This is a genomic window from Desulfotomaculum sp. OF05-3, assembly GCF_003435535.1.
Taxonomy (GTDB): Bacteria; Bacillota; Clostridia; order Lachnospirales; family Lachnospiraceae; genus Pilosibacter; species Pilosibacter fragilis.
In genome coordinates, this window is the sequence record NZ_QWGO01000010.1 from 47,530 (window position 1) to 61,945 (window position 14,416).

12 protein-coding genes are annotated in these 14,416 nt (G+C 48.6%); 6 read left to right on the forward strand and 6 right to left on the reverse strand.

Annotation, left to right across the window (positions count from 1 at the left end):
* Nucleotides 1-24: 24 nt before the first annotated feature.
* Together DXA87_RS07370 and DXA87_RS07375 are read left to right on the forward strand one after the other, a co-directional pair.
* Nucleotides 25-1,878 carry an ABC-F family ATP-binding cassette domain-containing protein gene (locus tag DXA87_RS07370; protein WP_117503712.1) on the forward strand — a complete coding sequence of 618 codons (1,854 nt, stop codon included), beginning with the start codon at nt 25-27 and terminating at the stop codon, nt 1,876-1,878.
* 191 nt (nt 1,879-2,069) lie between these two features.
* Nucleotides 2,070-3,962 carry an alpha-amylase family glycosyl hydrolase gene (locus DXA87_RS07375; protein ID WP_117503713.1) on the forward strand — a complete coding sequence of 631 codons (1,893 nt, stop codon included), beginning with the start codon at nt 2,070-2,072 and terminating at the stop codon, nt 3,960-3,962.
* A gap of 156 nt (nt 3,963-4,118) precedes the next feature.
* Here DXA87_RS07375 and DXA87_RS07380 read toward each other — a convergent pair whose 3' ends face one another.
* Nucleotides 4,119-4,598: an S-ribosylhomocysteine lyase gene (locus DXA87_RS07380; RefSeq protein WP_117503714.1), complete on the reverse strand. Its 480-nt coding sequence runs from the start codon at nt 4,596-4,598 to the stop codon at nt 4,119-4,121.
* 289 nt (nt 4,599-4,887) lie between these two features.
* On the opposite strand from DXA87_RS07380, the gene DXA87_RS07385 reads away from it, so the two are divergent.
* From DXA87_RS07385 to larC, 3 genes are all read left to right on the forward strand, one after another.
* Nucleotides 4,888-5,781, forward strand: a complete 894-nt coding sequence (locus DXA87_RS07385) for a fumarylacetoacetate hydrolase family protein (protein ID WP_117503715.1) — start codon at nt 4,888-4,890, stop codon at nt 5,779-5,781.
* 182 nt (nt 5,782-5,963) lie between these two features.
* Nucleotides 5,964-6,749 (forward strand): nickel pincer cofactor biosynthesis protein LarB, encoded by a 786-nt coding sequence (gene larB / locus DXA87_RS07390; RefSeq protein ID WP_117503716.1) that lies wholly within the window; start codon nt 5,964-5,966, stop codon nt 6,747-6,749.
* A gap of 106 nt (nt 6,750-6,855) precedes the next feature.
* Nucleotides 6,856-8,277 carry a nickel pincer cofactor biosynthesis protein LarC gene (gene larC, locus DXA87_RS07395; RefSeq protein ID WP_117503717.1) on the forward strand — a complete coding sequence of 474 codons (1,422 nt, stop codon included), beginning with the start codon at nt 6,856-6,858 and terminating at the stop codon, nt 8,275-8,277.
* A gap of 138 nt (nt 8,278-8,415) precedes the next feature.
* Here the strand turns inward: larC and DXA87_RS07400 are convergent, their stop codons facing one another.
* Genes DXA87_RS07400 through DXA87_RS07410 form a run of 3 tightly spaced genes read right to left on the reverse strand, consistent with a single transcriptional unit; the run spans nt 8,416 to nt 11,715 of the window.
* A complete protein-coding gene (locus DXA87_RS07400; protein WP_117503718.1) occupies nt 8,416-9,591 on the reverse strand; it encodes a M20 family metallopeptidase in 1,176 nt (391 codons plus the stop codon).
* Between the two features lie 3 nt (nt 9,592-9,594).
* On the reverse strand, nt 9,595-10,941 hold the full coding sequence (locus DXA87_RS07405) for a sodium/glutamate symporter (protein ID WP_117483812.1): 1,347 nt from the start codon (nt 10,939-10,941) through the stop codon (nt 9,595-9,597).
* A gap of 45 nt (nt 10,942-10,986) precedes the next feature.
* Nucleotides 10,987-11,715 carry a creatininase family protein gene (locus DXA87_RS07410; protein WP_015552267.1) on the reverse strand — a complete coding sequence of 243 codons (729 nt, stop codon included), beginning with the start codon at nt 11,713-11,715 and terminating at the stop codon, nt 10,987-10,989.
* Nucleotides 11,716-11,864: 149 nt separating this feature from the next.
* Here DXA87_RS07410 and DXA87_RS07415 point away from each other — a divergent pair, with 149 nt between their 5' ends.
* Nucleotides 11,865-12,752 (forward strand): LysR family transcriptional regulator, encoded by an 888-nt coding sequence (locus DXA87_RS07415; protein WP_158553042.1) that lies wholly within the window; start codon nt 11,865-11,867, stop codon nt 12,750-12,752.
* Nucleotides 12,753-13,121: 369 nt separating this feature from the next.
* On the opposite strand, the gene DXA87_RS07420 is transcribed toward DXA87_RS07415, so the two are convergent.
* Nucleotides 13,122-13,664 (reverse strand): NADH peroxidase, encoded by a 543-nt coding sequence (locus DXA87_RS07420; protein ID WP_117470536.1) that lies wholly within the window; start codon nt 13,662-13,664, stop codon nt 13,122-13,124.
* A 111-nt stretch (nt 13,665-13,775) separates the two neighbouring features.
* Nucleotides 13,776-14,168 (reverse strand): transcriptional repressor, encoded by a 393-nt coding sequence (locus DXA87_RS07425; RefSeq protein ID WP_117470537.1) that lies wholly within the window; start codon nt 14,166-14,168, stop codon nt 13,776-13,778.
* Nucleotides 14,169-14,416: the final 248 nt, after the last annotated feature.

Genomic DNA, 14,416 nt, shown 5'->3' on the forward strand with positions numbered 1-14,416 from the left:
AAAGTGATAGTGGGTTGACATAACATGAATTTAGTGACGGCAGAACATCTGACAAAATCATATACGGAGCGGCTGCTCTTTGATGACACCGACTTTTCCATCAACGAAGGTGACAAAATCGGTCTCATCGGAATCAACGGAACAGGGAAATCGACCCTATTGAAGCTGGTGGCGGGACTTGAGGAGCCGGACTCCGGCCGGATCGTCCGTGGACGGAATCTGGATATCCGATATCTCCCTCAGAACCCGGTATTCCATCCGGGCGAGACGGTGCTGGAGAGCGTTTTAAGGGAAAATGAGGGACATGAACACGTCTGGGATATCGAAAGTCAGGCGAAATCCATGTTAAACCGTCTCGGAATCCCGGATTTCAACGAGAAGGTGGAGCATTTATCCGGCGGACAGAAGAAGCGCGCGGCGCTGGCGTCTGTACTTCTATCGACGGCGGAGCTTCTGATCTTAGACGAGCCGACAAACCATCTGGACAGTGAGATGGCGGACTGGCTGGAAGATTATTTAAAGAAATTCAAGGGTGCACTCCTTATGATCACCCATGACCGGTATTTCCTTGACAGCGTGACGAACCGGATCGTGGAGCTGGACAACGGAAAGCTTTACAGCTATCAGGCAAACTATGAAGGTTTTCTGGAGCTGAAGGCAGAGCGCATGGATATGGAAAAGGCCTCTGAGCGCAAACGTCAGTCGATCCTGCGGACAGAACTCGCATGGATGCAGAGAGGCGCCCGTGCCCGCTCTACAAAGCAGAAAGGCAGAATTCAGCGGTTTGAGACACTGCGGGATAAAAAGGGACCGGTGGAGGACGGAAAAGTCGAGATGGAGTCCATCTCCAGCCGCCTCGGCCGTACCACCATCGAGATCTCGGATCTCTGCAAATCTTACGGGGACAAGGTCCTTGTAAAGGATTACACCTACTTTTTCTTAAAGGATGACCGCATCGGCTATATTGGTCCCAACGGAAGCGGAAAATCGACGTTGATGAAGATGATCGCCGGCTGGGTCAAACCGGATTCCGGAACAATTGAGATCGGACAGACTGTAAAGCTCGGCTATTTCTCCCAGGAGAATGAGGACATGGACACGAGCCTCAAGGTCATCGACTATATTAAGAATGTTGCGGAGTATGTAAAGACAAAGGACGGCAGCATCAGCGCGTCCCAGATGCTGGAGCGGTTTTTATTCCCGCCGTCTGTCCAGTACACCGTGATCGAGAAGCTGTCTGGCGGCGAGAGAAGACGCCTTTACCTTTTGAAGATCCTCATGAGTGCACCGAATGTCCTGATCCTGGACGAGCCGACGAATGACCTTGATATCCAGACGCTGATGATCCTGGAAGACTATCTTGACAGCTTTCAGGGGATCGTCATCACGGTATCCCATGACCGGTATTTCCTTGACCGCGTGGTCGGCAGGATTTTTGCCTTCGAGGGAGATGGAAAGCTTCAGCAGTACGAGGGCGGATTTACGGACTATCAGGCGGCGAAGGCGGAGCGGGAAGCGAAGCTTGCGGAGAGCGCGGCGGAGAATCCGGCGGCAGCGAAGAAGTCTGCGGATAAGGGAAATGACGCGGCTGAGACAGACAGCGCATCCCGCGGGAACGCGAAGCCAAGGGAGAAAAAACTGAAATTCAGCTACAAAGAGCAGAGAGAGTGGGATACCATCGAAGATGACATCGCCGCTCTGGAAGAGGCAGTAGAGAACCTTGAGAAGGAGATCGAGGCCTCTGCGACGAACTTTACAAAGCTCAATGAGCTTATGAAAGAAAAAGAAGAGAAGGAAGCGCAGCTCGAAGAAAAGATGGATCGTTGGGTCTACTTAAACGATCTGGCGGAGCAGATCGAAGCGCAGAAGAACAGGTAATATGATAACTGTCAGCGGACTTGTGTATTTGTTGTGCCGGTTATGCGAGACCTGGCAGCAGGAAAAGGTCAGAGCGGCAGTTGTTCAAAAATATATTTTTACTGATGTTGATTATCGGAAACTCAGGACCGCAGGTAACCGTTGCTGAAATCAGTAAATAGAATATGTCCGGGAAAACGGGGGATTTTAGAATGGCAGAATATCGAAACAGAAACAGAATCCTGTATCCACTTGGTGTCACGCAGGAGGCAGATGGAGTTCGGATCCTGGTGCAGGGGCGTGCGAAGGAGGTTTGTCTGCTCTTATACAGACCGGGAGAAAAAACGCCGTGCGAGGAGATCTCGTTTGATCCGAAATACCGGATGGGAGATGTGTGGGAGCTGGCGCTGGATCGGACAGATTTTGCATCATTTGAATATAATTTCATGATAGATGGGAAAATTGTGACAGATCCTAACGCGCGCGTCATCACAGGCCGGGAGAAATGGGCAGACCGGAAACGTGCGGGAAAACCGGTGCGTGGCAGGGTACTGTCGGAGGAGTTTGACTGGGAGGATGATGTAAACCCGGAAACCCCTTATGCAGAAACGATCCTCTACAAACTCCATGTCAGGGGATTTACGGCACATGTGTCCTCCGGGGTATCTGCCCGCGGAACGTATGCCGGTGTCATGGAAAAAATCCCATATTTAAAAGAGCTCGGGATCACGGCGGTGGAGCTGATGCCGGTGACAGAGTTCGATGAGATCATGATGTCATCCTCCGGAAGCGGATTCCATAACGCGAAACAGGAGCCGACAGGATACTTAAATTACTGGGGATATGGTCCGTCCTATCTCTACGCGGTGAAGACGGCGTATGCCTCCCGTGAGACAATGTCGGCGGAAGGTGAGTTCAAAACATTAGTTAAAGAATTGCATAAGGCCGGGATCGAGTGTATCCCGGAGATGTACTTTACAGGAAAAGAGCTTCCGGGGGAGATCCTCTCCGTGCTCCGGTACTGGGTGGAAGAGTACCATGTGGATGGTTTCCATCTGACCGGATTCCCGGATCTTTCTCTGGCAGCGGAGGATCCGTTTTTAAAGCGGACGAAGCTTTTTGCGGAAAACTGGAACGATGTCATGAACCGCCGGCCGAAACAGGGCTATGTGACTCCGGGAGATGGCGCGGTATCGGTGGAGGAAAAGAATCTCGCGGAATACAATATGCAGTTCATGGAGGACATGCGCCGGTTCCTAAAGGGCGATGAGGGGATGTTATCGGCATTTGAGCTCCGGAACCGCAGAAATCCGATGGAATATGCCGTGATCAATTATATGGCGAACACCAACGGCTTTACGTTGATGGATACCGTCTCCTATGACCGGAAGCACAACGAAAAAAACGGCGAGGAGAACCGGGACGGAAGCGACTACAACTATTCCTGGAACTGCGGCGCGGAAGGCCCGACGAGAAAGAAAAAAATCGTGGAGCTGAGGAAACAGCTCTTAAAGAATGCGTATCTGCTCCTGTTTTTAAGTCAGGGTGTTCCGCTTCTCATGGCGGGCGACGAGTTCGGTAACAGTCAGGACGGAAACAACAATGCCTACTGTCAGGACAATGCGGTCTCCTGGTTAAACTGGAAGCTTCTGGAGACCAACAAGGATCAGGTGGACTTTGTGAAACGTCTCATTGCCTTCCGGAAAGCCCACAAGATGTTCCATATGGACCGGGAACCGCGGATCATGGATTATAAGTCCTGCGGACGGCCGGATGTGTCCTACCACGGGGAAAACGCCTGGAAGCCGGAGTTTGAAAATTTCCGCCGCCAGTTCGGGATCCTCTACTGGGGCGCCTACGCAAAGCACCCGGACGGGACCGACGACGCGAACTTCTATGTAGCCTATAACATGCACTGGGAGCCGCATATGTTCGGACTTCCGCATCTCCCGAAGGGAGCAAAATGGCGTGTGATCTGCAATACGGGCGACCCGGATGCGGCCGACCTTCTAACAGATGGAACCGGTAAAGTTCCGAAAAACCAGATGATGCTGGCGGTACCGCCGCGCGGGATCGTGATCCTTGAGAGTTTTTTGGAAAAATAGCTGAAAAAATCCCCATCACAGGTCAGAAGATAGAGACATCGGCCTGAAGGATGGGGATTTTGCATGATATAAGAAAATTGCACATATTTGTTTTGTTCCTGTCGGGATCAGTGTCTGCCAGAATCTGCACTTGTCGGAATCTGCGCCCGGTGTTGCTTATTCCGGATAAACAAGCTGTTCCTCGCGGATATCCTCAAGCACCTCATCATAGAACTTTCCGGCGAGATATTTTGCCATCGGGAGGTTCATATCGAGGTAGTTTCCGCAGTCGCGGGCAGCGGCACCCGGAACTTCGCCCTCGTAGTCGCGGATGAAGAGGAACATCTCCTGGAGAAGCGGGATGATGTCCGCAGACTCATAATCGCCAGCGAGAAGCAGATAGAATCCGGTGCGACATCCCATCGGGCCGAAGTAGAGCACTTTATCTTTGTAAATACGGTGGTTTCTTAAGAAGGTTGCGCCGAGATGTTCGATCGTATGGACCTCGGCAGTGTTCATAACCGGCTCAAAGTTCGGACGGGTCATACGGATATCGAAGGTCGTAACATGGCTGTCTCCGGCAACATCCCTTCGGGAAACGTAAACACCGGGAATCAGTTTCAGATGATTGACAGTGAAGCTTGTGATCTTTTCCATAATCAGATACACCCTTTCGTGAGTTTTGCTGTTTGTTGTTGTACACAGGTTGGAATTTTCCGAATTGAAAATTCTGTACAATACAGAGGCAGATGCCATCTGACTGTATCGACTTTTATTATAAAGGGGATACCGTGTGGTTACAAGATGGAATTTGTAAATTGTCAGTGCCTGTTCAGCAGATCTGCACACTCTAATTGTCAATTTATTCTTGTCTCACTTTCTGATTTGTACTATAATAATGGGTAACGGGATTTTTGAATTGAAACATATCCCATAAGGAGAGGCTATGAAATTACTGGCATATGAAGTAGACAAAAGATCTTTTTTAGGTGTATTAAACGAGGATGAAACCTGGGTTTATCCGGTTTCTGCTGCAGGAATGGAATATCGGTCCATGAAGGAGCTGATCCGCGAGGCGGGACAGTCTGAGATGGAAATGCTGGATTATATTTCAAAGAAAGCCCCGGGTGATGTTATGGGAGCGGCCCCGGTGGACGAGATCCGTGTCGTATCTCCGATCGCGGAGCCGGATCAGGATATTATCTGCCTGGGAATCAACTACATGGATCATGCGAAAGAGTCCGCGAGATTCAAGAAAGAGGAATTCTCAAAGCCGGAGAAAGCAATTTATTTCTCTAAGCGCGTAAATCGCACAAATGATCCGGACGGAATCATTCCGGCACATAAAAACCTGACAAACCAGCTGGATTACGAGGCAGAGCTTGCCGTTATTATCAAGAAAGATGCGAAGGACGTAAAACCGGGCGAAGTGAAGGACTATATTTTCGGCTATACGATCATAAATGATGTCAGCGCCAGAGAGGTTCAGACAGAGCATAAGCAGTGGTATTTCGGAAAGAGTCTGGACGGGTTTACACCGCTCGGTCCGTGTATCATGACTGCGGATTCCACTGCGTTTCCGCCGGTATTAAAGATCCAGTCTAAGGTAAACGGAGAACTCCGCCAGAATTCTAATACAGGGCTCTTTATCCATGGAATCGAGGAAGTGATCTGTGAACTCACACAGGGCATGACATTAAAAGCAGGAACGATCATCGCAACAGGAACGCCGGCAGGAGTCGGCATGGGATTCGTTCCGCCGAAATTCCTCGAGACCGGGGACGTTGTAGAGTGCATAATCGAAGGAATCGGTACACTCCGGAATACGGTTGGTGAGTAGATGCCGTATTGGTGTGCTCACACGGTGTGGAAGACATGCATCATAAAAATTAAGAGGAGAACAGTTGCCATGAAGGGAGCAGAAAGCCGGTCAGAACGACGGGCTGCTCTTTTCATGGCTTTTTTGTGCAACAGAAAATTCTGAGGAAGTCCCTGTCGCACAAAAGCGTGAGGAAATTATACATGGAAAATATACGGGAAATGTTGAAAAAAGTAGCGGCGGGAGAGCTGTCTGTGGATAACGCTGTTCTGGAGCTGAAGAAAGAGCCGTTTACAGCAGCAGGATACGATGATCTGGGATTCGCGAAGCTGGATACCCACCGGAAGCTGCGTCAGGGTGCGGCGGAAGTGATCTACGGCGCGGGAAAAACTCCGGGACAGATCGCCGGAATCGTGGAGGCAATGAAAAAGCGGAAGCAGGAGACGATCCTGATCACGCGTGTTGACGAGGAAAAGAGCCGGGAGACGGAGCAGCTGTTGGCAGAACTGTATCCGACCGGCAGCGGATATCAATATTTTAAGGAAGCGAAGGTTGTGATCTGCGGAAGCTTCCCGGAAAAAGACGGCGTTGGGACGATCGTGGTGGCGACCGGCGGAACCAGTGATATTCCGGTTGCGGAGGAGGCGGCACTCACGGCAGAGGCTTTGGGGAATCAGGTGGAACGCCTTTATGATGTGGGTGTTGCGGGACTTCACCGACTGATCTCCCACATGGACTCCATCATGAACGCCCGCGTGATCATCGCGATCGCAGGTATGGAAGGTGCCCTTGCCAGCGTCATCGGTGGTCTCGCCGATTGCCCGGTGATCGCGGTGCCGACCAGCATCGGATACGGAGCGTCCTTCGGCGGCGTGTCAGCACTGCTCTCCATGTTGAATTCCTGCGCCAGCGGTGTCAGCGTTGTGAATATCGACAATGGATTTGGAGCCGGGTATCTGGCGAGTATGATGAACCATATGCGTGGATAAAAACTCGAAAATCAGTCCGATCTGCTGTGCATCTGGAGGAAGATGCCAGCAGCGGGCGAAATGCAAGAAAATAATTTGCGTAATTTTTAAATGAGGTGGAACTGATATGAAAACATTATATTTTGACTGCGGAATGGGCGCTGCCGGAGATATGCTGATGGCATCTCTCTACGAAATCTGCCCGGATAAAGAGAAGTTTTTAAAGATGATGAATGGGATGGGGCTTCCGGGGCTTTCCGTCGAAGCAGAACCGTCAGTAAAGTGTGGGATCACCGGGACGCATATGAAAGTGACGATCCATGGGGAAGAAGAGGAGAGTGTAGACGTCGACCTGCAGGGGCATGAGCATCACCATGACCACGATCATGAGCACGACCACGATCATCATCATGACCATAATCATGAACACAATCACGACCATACAGATGACCACCATGACCATAGCCATGAAGATCACCATCATTCTCATGAAATGGCAGAGTCGGCAGCAGAACAGACGATTCATGAGCATACACATGATGGCCAGTTCGAGCATCACCACGATGAACAGAGCGATCTCGATCACGCCCACGATCACAGACATAGCCACCACCATCACGCCAGCATGGCGGGCATCTCTCACATTATCGAGCACTTAAACCTTCCGGAAGAGGTTAAAGCGGATGTTGTAGCCGTTTATCAGTTGATCGCCGAGGCGGAATCCCACGTCCATGGAAAGACTGTCGAGGAGATCCACTTCCACGAGGTCGGCACCGCCGACGCGATCGCGGACATCGCCGGAGTCTGCCTCTTAATGCACATGATCGTTCCGCAGAAGGTTATCGCATCCCCGATCCATGTCGGAAGCGGAAATGTCCATTGTGCCCACGGAATCCTTCCGGTTCCGGCACCTGCGACGGCCTTTATTTTACAGGGACTTCCGATTTACAGCGGAGTCATCAAAGGCGAACTCTGTACCCCGACCGGAGCGGCACTGTTAAAGCACTTTGTGACAGAATTTAAGGAAATGCCGGTCATGCGGACCGCTGCCATTGGTTACGGTATGGGAAAGAAAGACTTTGAGCGCGCAAACTGCATGCGCGTCCTCTTAGGCGAGACAGAGGAGAATGGAAGTGAAGTGACAGAGCTCTCCTGCAACCTCGACGATATGACACCGGAAGCTCTCGGCTTCGTTCAGGAGATCCTCTTCGCCGCAGGCGCCCTTGAGGTCTACACGATTCCGATCGGCATGAAGAAGAGCCGCCCGGGAATCCTTTTAACCTGCATGTGCCGCTGTAATGACAAAGAAAAGATGGTTTCCCTGCTCTTTAAGCACACAACAACGCTTGGTATCCGTGAGAGTATTAGCAAACGCTACACCCTGACAAGAACGATGAAGGAACATGAAACGCCATACGGTGTGGTCCGGGAGAAGGTTTCTGAAGGCTACGGTGTGGTTCGTGGAAAGCTGGAATATGAAGACCTTGCAAAGATCGCGAGAGAGCAGGGGATGTCGTTAGAAGATGTGAAAAAACTGATTGGTAAATAGAATACAATAAGACGAAGAAGAGCGGCCCTGGCGGAGCGCTCTTCTTCATATATAGGGGCATCAGGTAAAGTCCGGATAATTCTGAACTTCTGGCGTACACCTGTGCCCCTGGAGGAAAGAGGGGTATGAGATGGTATATCAATGCAGGTATCTCAGCGCAAGTCCCGCGAAAACGGATGCACCTGAGGTAATCGCCTGTTCATCAAACACGATTCCGGCATTGTGCAGTGGGCGGGAAGATGCCGGATCATCATTTCTTGTTCCAATCCGGAACATAGCACCAGGAACTTTTTCGAGGTATCTGGCAAAATCCTCAGATCCCATGGATGGAGTAGCGAGAGTGACTACATGGTCAGCACCGAGTTCTTCAGCAGCTGCCTGTTCAATAAGATCCACAACATGGCTGTCGCAGACAACGGCAGGGACGCCTTTCTGGTAACCAATGTCACATTCTGCCCCCATGGCTGCAGCGCCGTGGGAAACGATCTGCCGGATTTTTTCTTCCATCAGGACACGGGTCTCGGTGCTGACAGTGCGCACAGTTCCTTCCATAACGACTTCGTCAGGAATAATGTTGGCTGCAGTACCGCCGGTGATCTTTCCGATGGTGAGGACTGCGGAATCGAGAGGTGCGATCGTCCTCGAAATAATGGTCTGTAATTCCGTTAAAATGTATGCGGATGTCATGACCGGATCGATGCTCTTGTGGGGATGAGCGCCGTGTCCGCCTTTTCCACGGATCGTGAGCTTTACTGTGTCAGAGGAAGCCATAAAGGAGCCGCGGCGGATGCCGATGGTTCCCGCCGGAATGTCCGGCCAGCAATGAAGACCGACAGCGAAATCCGGGTGATAATTTTCAAAAACGCCGGAATCAATAACCATCTGAGATCCGCTTAAGCGTTCTTCGGCAGGCTGGAACAGGAACAGAACCGTTCCTTTAAGTTCATCGCGAAGGGAAGTTAAAACCCGTGCAGCCAACAGTAGGGCGGTCGTATGGATGTCATGTCCGCAACTGTGGCAGACTCCGGTATTTTCTGAAGTAAAGGGAAGTCCTGATTTTTCGACCATCGGAAGTGCATCAATGTCGGCACGGAGAAGAATGGTATGTCCATTCTCCCCGCCTTTTAAAATACCGAGAACACCAGATTTAAACGGGATATCGGAAATTTCAATGCCATATTTGAGAAGCTGCTGACTTATGAATTCCGTTGTGTTTTTTTCCTCCATAGACAGCTCCGGATGGCGGTGGATATGACGCCGGATCTCGAGGGCATCACTTGTATATTGTTGGATCAGTTCGTTTACTTTACTCATAACTTATGCCTTCTTTACAGTGCGTCCAAATAATACGGTGCCGACGATCAGAAATGCGACGAGGAATCCAGCGGTTCCGAGAGTCGTGAGCAGCGGGCTGGAGAGGATCAGCATAGGGCCGATCGTGTTATACGGCTGCTGCCAGAAGGAACCGAGAGTACTGGAACCGGAAACACTCTCTGCGGCAAGTGTATCACCGTTCGGGTCAAGAACCTTGATTAAGAGAAGACCGGTAGCCAGACTTCCTGTACACTGTCCGTAAGCGCCCATTGCCATTTCAAACCAGTCCTTTCCATACCACTTCTTGGCAAGAATGATACAGATGACCGCTGTGAGAATGGTGATTGCGATAGAAGTAACGAGGATTGGAACCAGGAAGGAAGCCAGAACACTTAATTTGATGGTCGCAACATTCATAGCGATTACGTATTCAAGAGCGACACCGGAAATACGTTTCATGCTTCCACGGTCAATATACTGGCTATATTTTGTCTTGCTTAAAGCAATACCAATAATCGCACCCATGATCAGGCACATGGTGTAGAGCGGGATTTTGCTCCAGAACGGGAATACTTTAATGATCGCCTCGCGGAGAATATGGGAAATTGCAATAATTGTTCCGACAATCATCATCTGGAATGCCAGAGGATCGATAACGGAGGAACTGGAAATTGCAGTTGCCATGGATTTGCGCTCTTCCTTCGGTACGATACCGGTGATATCTTTCTGGTCGAGGTTGACGGAACTCATTTGCTTTCTTGTATAACCTTTTTTAGCGCCCCAGTTGATAATCCACATACCGCCGATCACCGCCATGAACATACCGATGGTTGCGTATGTCAGAGCGATACCGGTAGCGTCCTCCCAGCCTTCAGTAGCGAAGCAGCCGCCCATGATACCGGCAGAACCGTGTCCGCCATAGAAACCGGATACCGGAAGGAATCCCATTGCGTAAGGAACATTGCTCATGAACTTGGAGAGGAGAAAAGCGATTCCAAGTCCTGCGAGAACCTGTGCCATAAATACAGCGCCAGTTACACAGGTGGTAGAAAGTACATCACGTCCGAATTTTCCGGTGGAAGTTCCAAGGAACGATGTCGTAAAGATAAATGCGAACAGGAAATTTGTCCACTGTGAAATCCACTGGCTGAAGTGTAGGTGGATCGGGGAGAACTGTCCGAGGACCTGAGGACCGAGGAGCAGTCCTAAAATACCTGCGATTAAAGAAGTTGGAATATAGTATTTGTAAAAGAATGGTATTTTCTGACGGATCAGAAAGCCCACAAAAAGCAGCGTACTGATAGTCGAAATATCGATTAAAACAGTTGTTAGAGTCATGGTTTCTGCCATAGTAGTATCCCCCTTGTAAGGTAAGGCGTGTGATTTTGGGTAAGCTTAGAATTTTTTTTCCATATAGGAAACGATTCGGTCTACACAGCGGGTGACAATCTTTTCACCTTTTTCTTTTGTAGCGACGGTAGCATCGCCGATGGTTCCGTTCGGTGTTTTCTCAGTGAATCTCTGGAAACCAATGAAATCCGGGAATTCGCTCGCCGGAAGCGGTTCTACTCTGGAGAGTTCGTCCATGTCTACTAATTCCGGGAAAAGGTACATAAATACGGATGTGCCGCACTCACTTGCGTGTCCGTGAGCCATCTGGCCGCTGTACTGGAAGATATCACTTCCGTTTGCATTTGTAAATCTCCACCAGTCGATCTGGACGAGCTTGATATCATGCTCATTCATATATTTCTTACCGATGTAGTTTACAGTATCAACATTTCCTGCATGACCTGTGATGAAAACGAAATTCTTGGCCCCGTCTTTGATCAGTTTTCCGACAAGCCAGTCAAGCCAGTCTTCCAGGATCTTTCTTGGCATTGCGAATGTGCATGGGAAAGAAGCGAGTGCGGAGGATTCGCCGGCTTCAATCGTCGGAGCAATCAGCGCACCGGTCTTTTCAGCCACAAGTTCAGCAATTCTTTTAGCTGCGATCAGGTCACTTCCCATTGGGAGCTGCGGTCCATAGATCTCACACGCGCCAGTTGGGATGATGACGGTTGGGTTCTCGGCAAGGCGCTTCATATATTGCTTTCCACTCATTTTTCTGATATAATTTGTCATAAATTCAGTCTCCTTTACAAATACATATGTTTTCACTTGCAAACCGGCCGGGTTTCGATGAAATTATTGTAGCATCAGAGTGTACAAAATGGAAATGAAAGAAAAGTGTCGTGTTATGCAAAAAAAGTTTGTCTAACGGAGGTGATGGTTTGAATTTAGACAATGTAAAATGCTTTCTCAGTCTGGCGGAATGTTTGAATTTTACGAAAGCTGCTGAAAAAGAGCACATGACGCAGACATCCATGAGCCGGAAGATTAGTGGACTTGAGGAAGAACTCGGGGTACGGCTCTTTTATCGCGACAATCATCAGGTAATTCTTACAGATGCGGGAAGTGAGTTCTATGTTCAGGCACAGAAACTTCTGGATGTTTATGAATCGACGGTGCGTTTGGTGCAGAATGTGGAGCAGGGATATGCGAGATCATTGAAAATTGGTGTTGGAATCTATGAAGATGAGCTTTTAGATACATTTCTTGGCCAGTATGTTATGGCACATCCGGATGTGCGGATTACCTGTCTGCAGTATAGTTATCGGGAATTGCTGAAACGGTTTGAGCAGGGACTGCTCGATATTATTGTGACAAGTGATCAGTTCCTGTCGGGATATCCGGTGGAAAATGTTGACATGGAGTTGATTTATGATAAGCCATGGAAGATTATTTTGAATCGTGAACATCCGTTGGCAGAACGAACTGCTGTAACATCGGAAGATCTGAAGAATGAGATTATGATCACCATGTACGAGGGAAGTGTTTCACAGATTGCGGATCATTTCCGAACAGCGTTTAAATTCAGGGATATCATTCATGTGAATTCTTATAATACAAAGCTTATGATGGTCAACGCAAATCTCGGATTTGGACTTGTACCGGCATTTGTGCGTCTGGTGCGATATGAGAAAATTAAGATGAAAGAATTTGCTCCGCCGTATATCTCCAGATGTTTTTATGCCTTATGCCATAAAGAGAACCAAAATGGACATGTGAGGGAATTCTTTGAAGATTATGTGAAATATGCGCAAGAAGAACGCGATTAGAAAGTGACCAAATAGTTCAATCGACATCCGTCGACTTATATGGTAAAATTATCCTGTAATGGAGCGGAAAGCGAGGATGCGTTTCTGATGTCTGGTGCCCTCTGATTGTAAAGGGGGTGAAGCCGTATGAATACAATGGAAGTCCTAACATTATTACTAGTTATATTTTCAGCATTGTCATACATCGATAACCATAGAGACAAAAAGAACTAGCATCCTACCTACCACAGTAACTTGCTAGTTCTTTTTATACTATAACATACTGAGGGCATCGGACGTATATCCGAGTACCTTTCTGTCTTCATTATAACTGGAGCGGCCTGAAAAAACAAGCCGCTCCAGTTTAATTTTAACTATTTTATTCAGAAATTAGCCAAAATATCTCTTTAAGAGACCAGCAAATGCCTTGCCATGTCTAGCCTCGTCTCTTGCCATCTCGTGAACTGTATCATGGATCGCGTCAAGACCAGCGGCCTTTGCTCTCTTAGCGAGGTCTGTCTTACCGGCAGTAGCACCGTTCTCAGCCTCAACTCTCATCTCGAGGTTCTTCTTTGTGCTGTCTGTAACAACTTCGCCGAGGAGCTCTGCAAATTTAGCAGCGTGCTCAGCCTCTTCGTAAGCTGCCTTCTCCCAGTAAAGACCGATCTCCGGATAACCTTCTCTGTGGGCAACTCTTGCCATAGCGAGGTACATACCAACCTCAGAGCACTCACCGTTGAAGTTTGCTCTTAAGTCCTCAAGGATATCTTCGCTTACGCCCTGAGCAACACCAACTACGTGCTCAGAAGCCCAGCTCATTTCATCGCTCTGCTCAATGAACTTGGAAGCCGGTGCGTTACATACCGGACATTTCTCCGGAGCAGCCTCACCCTCATATACATAACCACATACGGAACAGACAAATTTCTTCATAGCGTTTTCTCCTTTTCATTTATAAAATATTGTGTTTTAAAATCAATAATAGTAACCGTTACTAATATTATATTCTAATTGACTCTGAATGTCAATAGAATTTTTATTTTTTTAGTATTCCTTTTTCCGGCAGTCCTCACATTCGCCGTAAAAGAAAACAGTGTGGGAATCGACCCGTCCCGGAAACGGAGCGGTGAGAAGATCCGAAGTGTCACGAACCAGTTCCAGAGGCATATCGATGATCGCTCCGCAAGTCTTGCACACAAAGTGATAATGCGGATCTGTGTTGTAATCAAAATGCTCCGATCCGTCTCCGCTGGAAAAACGCTGGATCTCGCCCATATCCGCCAGAAGCTTTAAATTGCGGTATACAGTTCCCAGGCTGATCTTCGGGTATTCTTTGCTGATCGTTACATAGACGGCGTCTGCGGTCGGATGATCCTTGCGGTTTTTCAGGCACTCCCGGATAGATTCGCGCTGGCGGCTGAATTTTAATGCTTTCATGGTGAACCTCCTTTCTGGATTTTTAAATACCAAATAACAACAATAATAATAATTGTTACTGATATAATACCATTGGAGATATTCACTGTCAAGTATGAAGTGATAAAATTTTTTAAAACTGCTCAGACCATACATGAAATCAAATTCCTTGAAAACAGCTGATCTCAGCGCCAAAACACATGTATTTAACTGCGTACAATCTGTAAGAAAATTCCTTGAAAACACCTTAAGAAGTGTTTATACTGTTC

Excerpts from the sequence above, each read along its gene's own strand:
- DXA87_RS07380 (WP_117503714.1), bottom strand. The coding sequence starts at position 4,598 with ATGGAAAAGATCACAAGCTTCACTGTCAATCATCTGAAACTGATTCCC.
- DXA87_RS07410 (WP_015552267.1), bottom strand. The coding sequence starts at position 11,715 with ATGACAAATTATATCAGAAAAATGAGTGGAAAGCAATATATGAAGCGC.
- DXA87_RS07385 (WP_117503715.1), top strand. The coding sequence starts at position 4,888 with ATGAAATTACTGGCATATGAAGTAGACAAAAGATCTTTTTTAGGTGTA.
- DXA87_RS07405 (WP_117483812.1), bottom strand. The coding sequence starts at position 10,941 with ATGGCAGAAACCATGACTCTAACAACTGTTTTAATCGATATTTCGACT.
- larB (WP_117503716.1), top strand. The coding sequence starts at position 5,964 with ATGGAAAATATACGGGAAATGTTGAAAAAAGTAGCGGCGGGAGAGCTG.
- DXA87_RS07420 (WP_117470536.1), bottom strand. The coding sequence starts at position 13,664 with ATGAAGAAATTTGTCTGTTCCGTATGTGGTTATGTATATGAGGGTGAG.
- DXA87_RS07375 (WP_117503713.1), top strand. The coding sequence starts at position 2,070 with ATGGCAGAATATCGAAACAGAAACAGAATCCTGTATCCACTTGGTGTC.
- larC (WP_117503717.1), top strand. The coding sequence starts at position 6,856 with ATGAAAACATTATATTTTGACTGCGGAATGGGCGCTGCCGGAGATATG.
- DXA87_RS07370 (WP_117503712.1), top strand. The coding sequence starts at position 25 with ATGAATTTAGTGACGGCAGAACATCTGACAAAATCATATACGGAGCGG.
- DXA87_RS07400 (WP_117503718.1), bottom strand. The coding sequence starts at position 9,591 with ATGAGTAAAGTAAACGAACTGATCCAACAATATACAAGTGATGCCCTC.
- DXA87_RS07425 (WP_117470537.1), bottom strand. The coding sequence starts at position 14,168 with ATGAAAGCATTAAAATTCAGCCGCCAGCGCGAATCTATCCGGGAGTGC.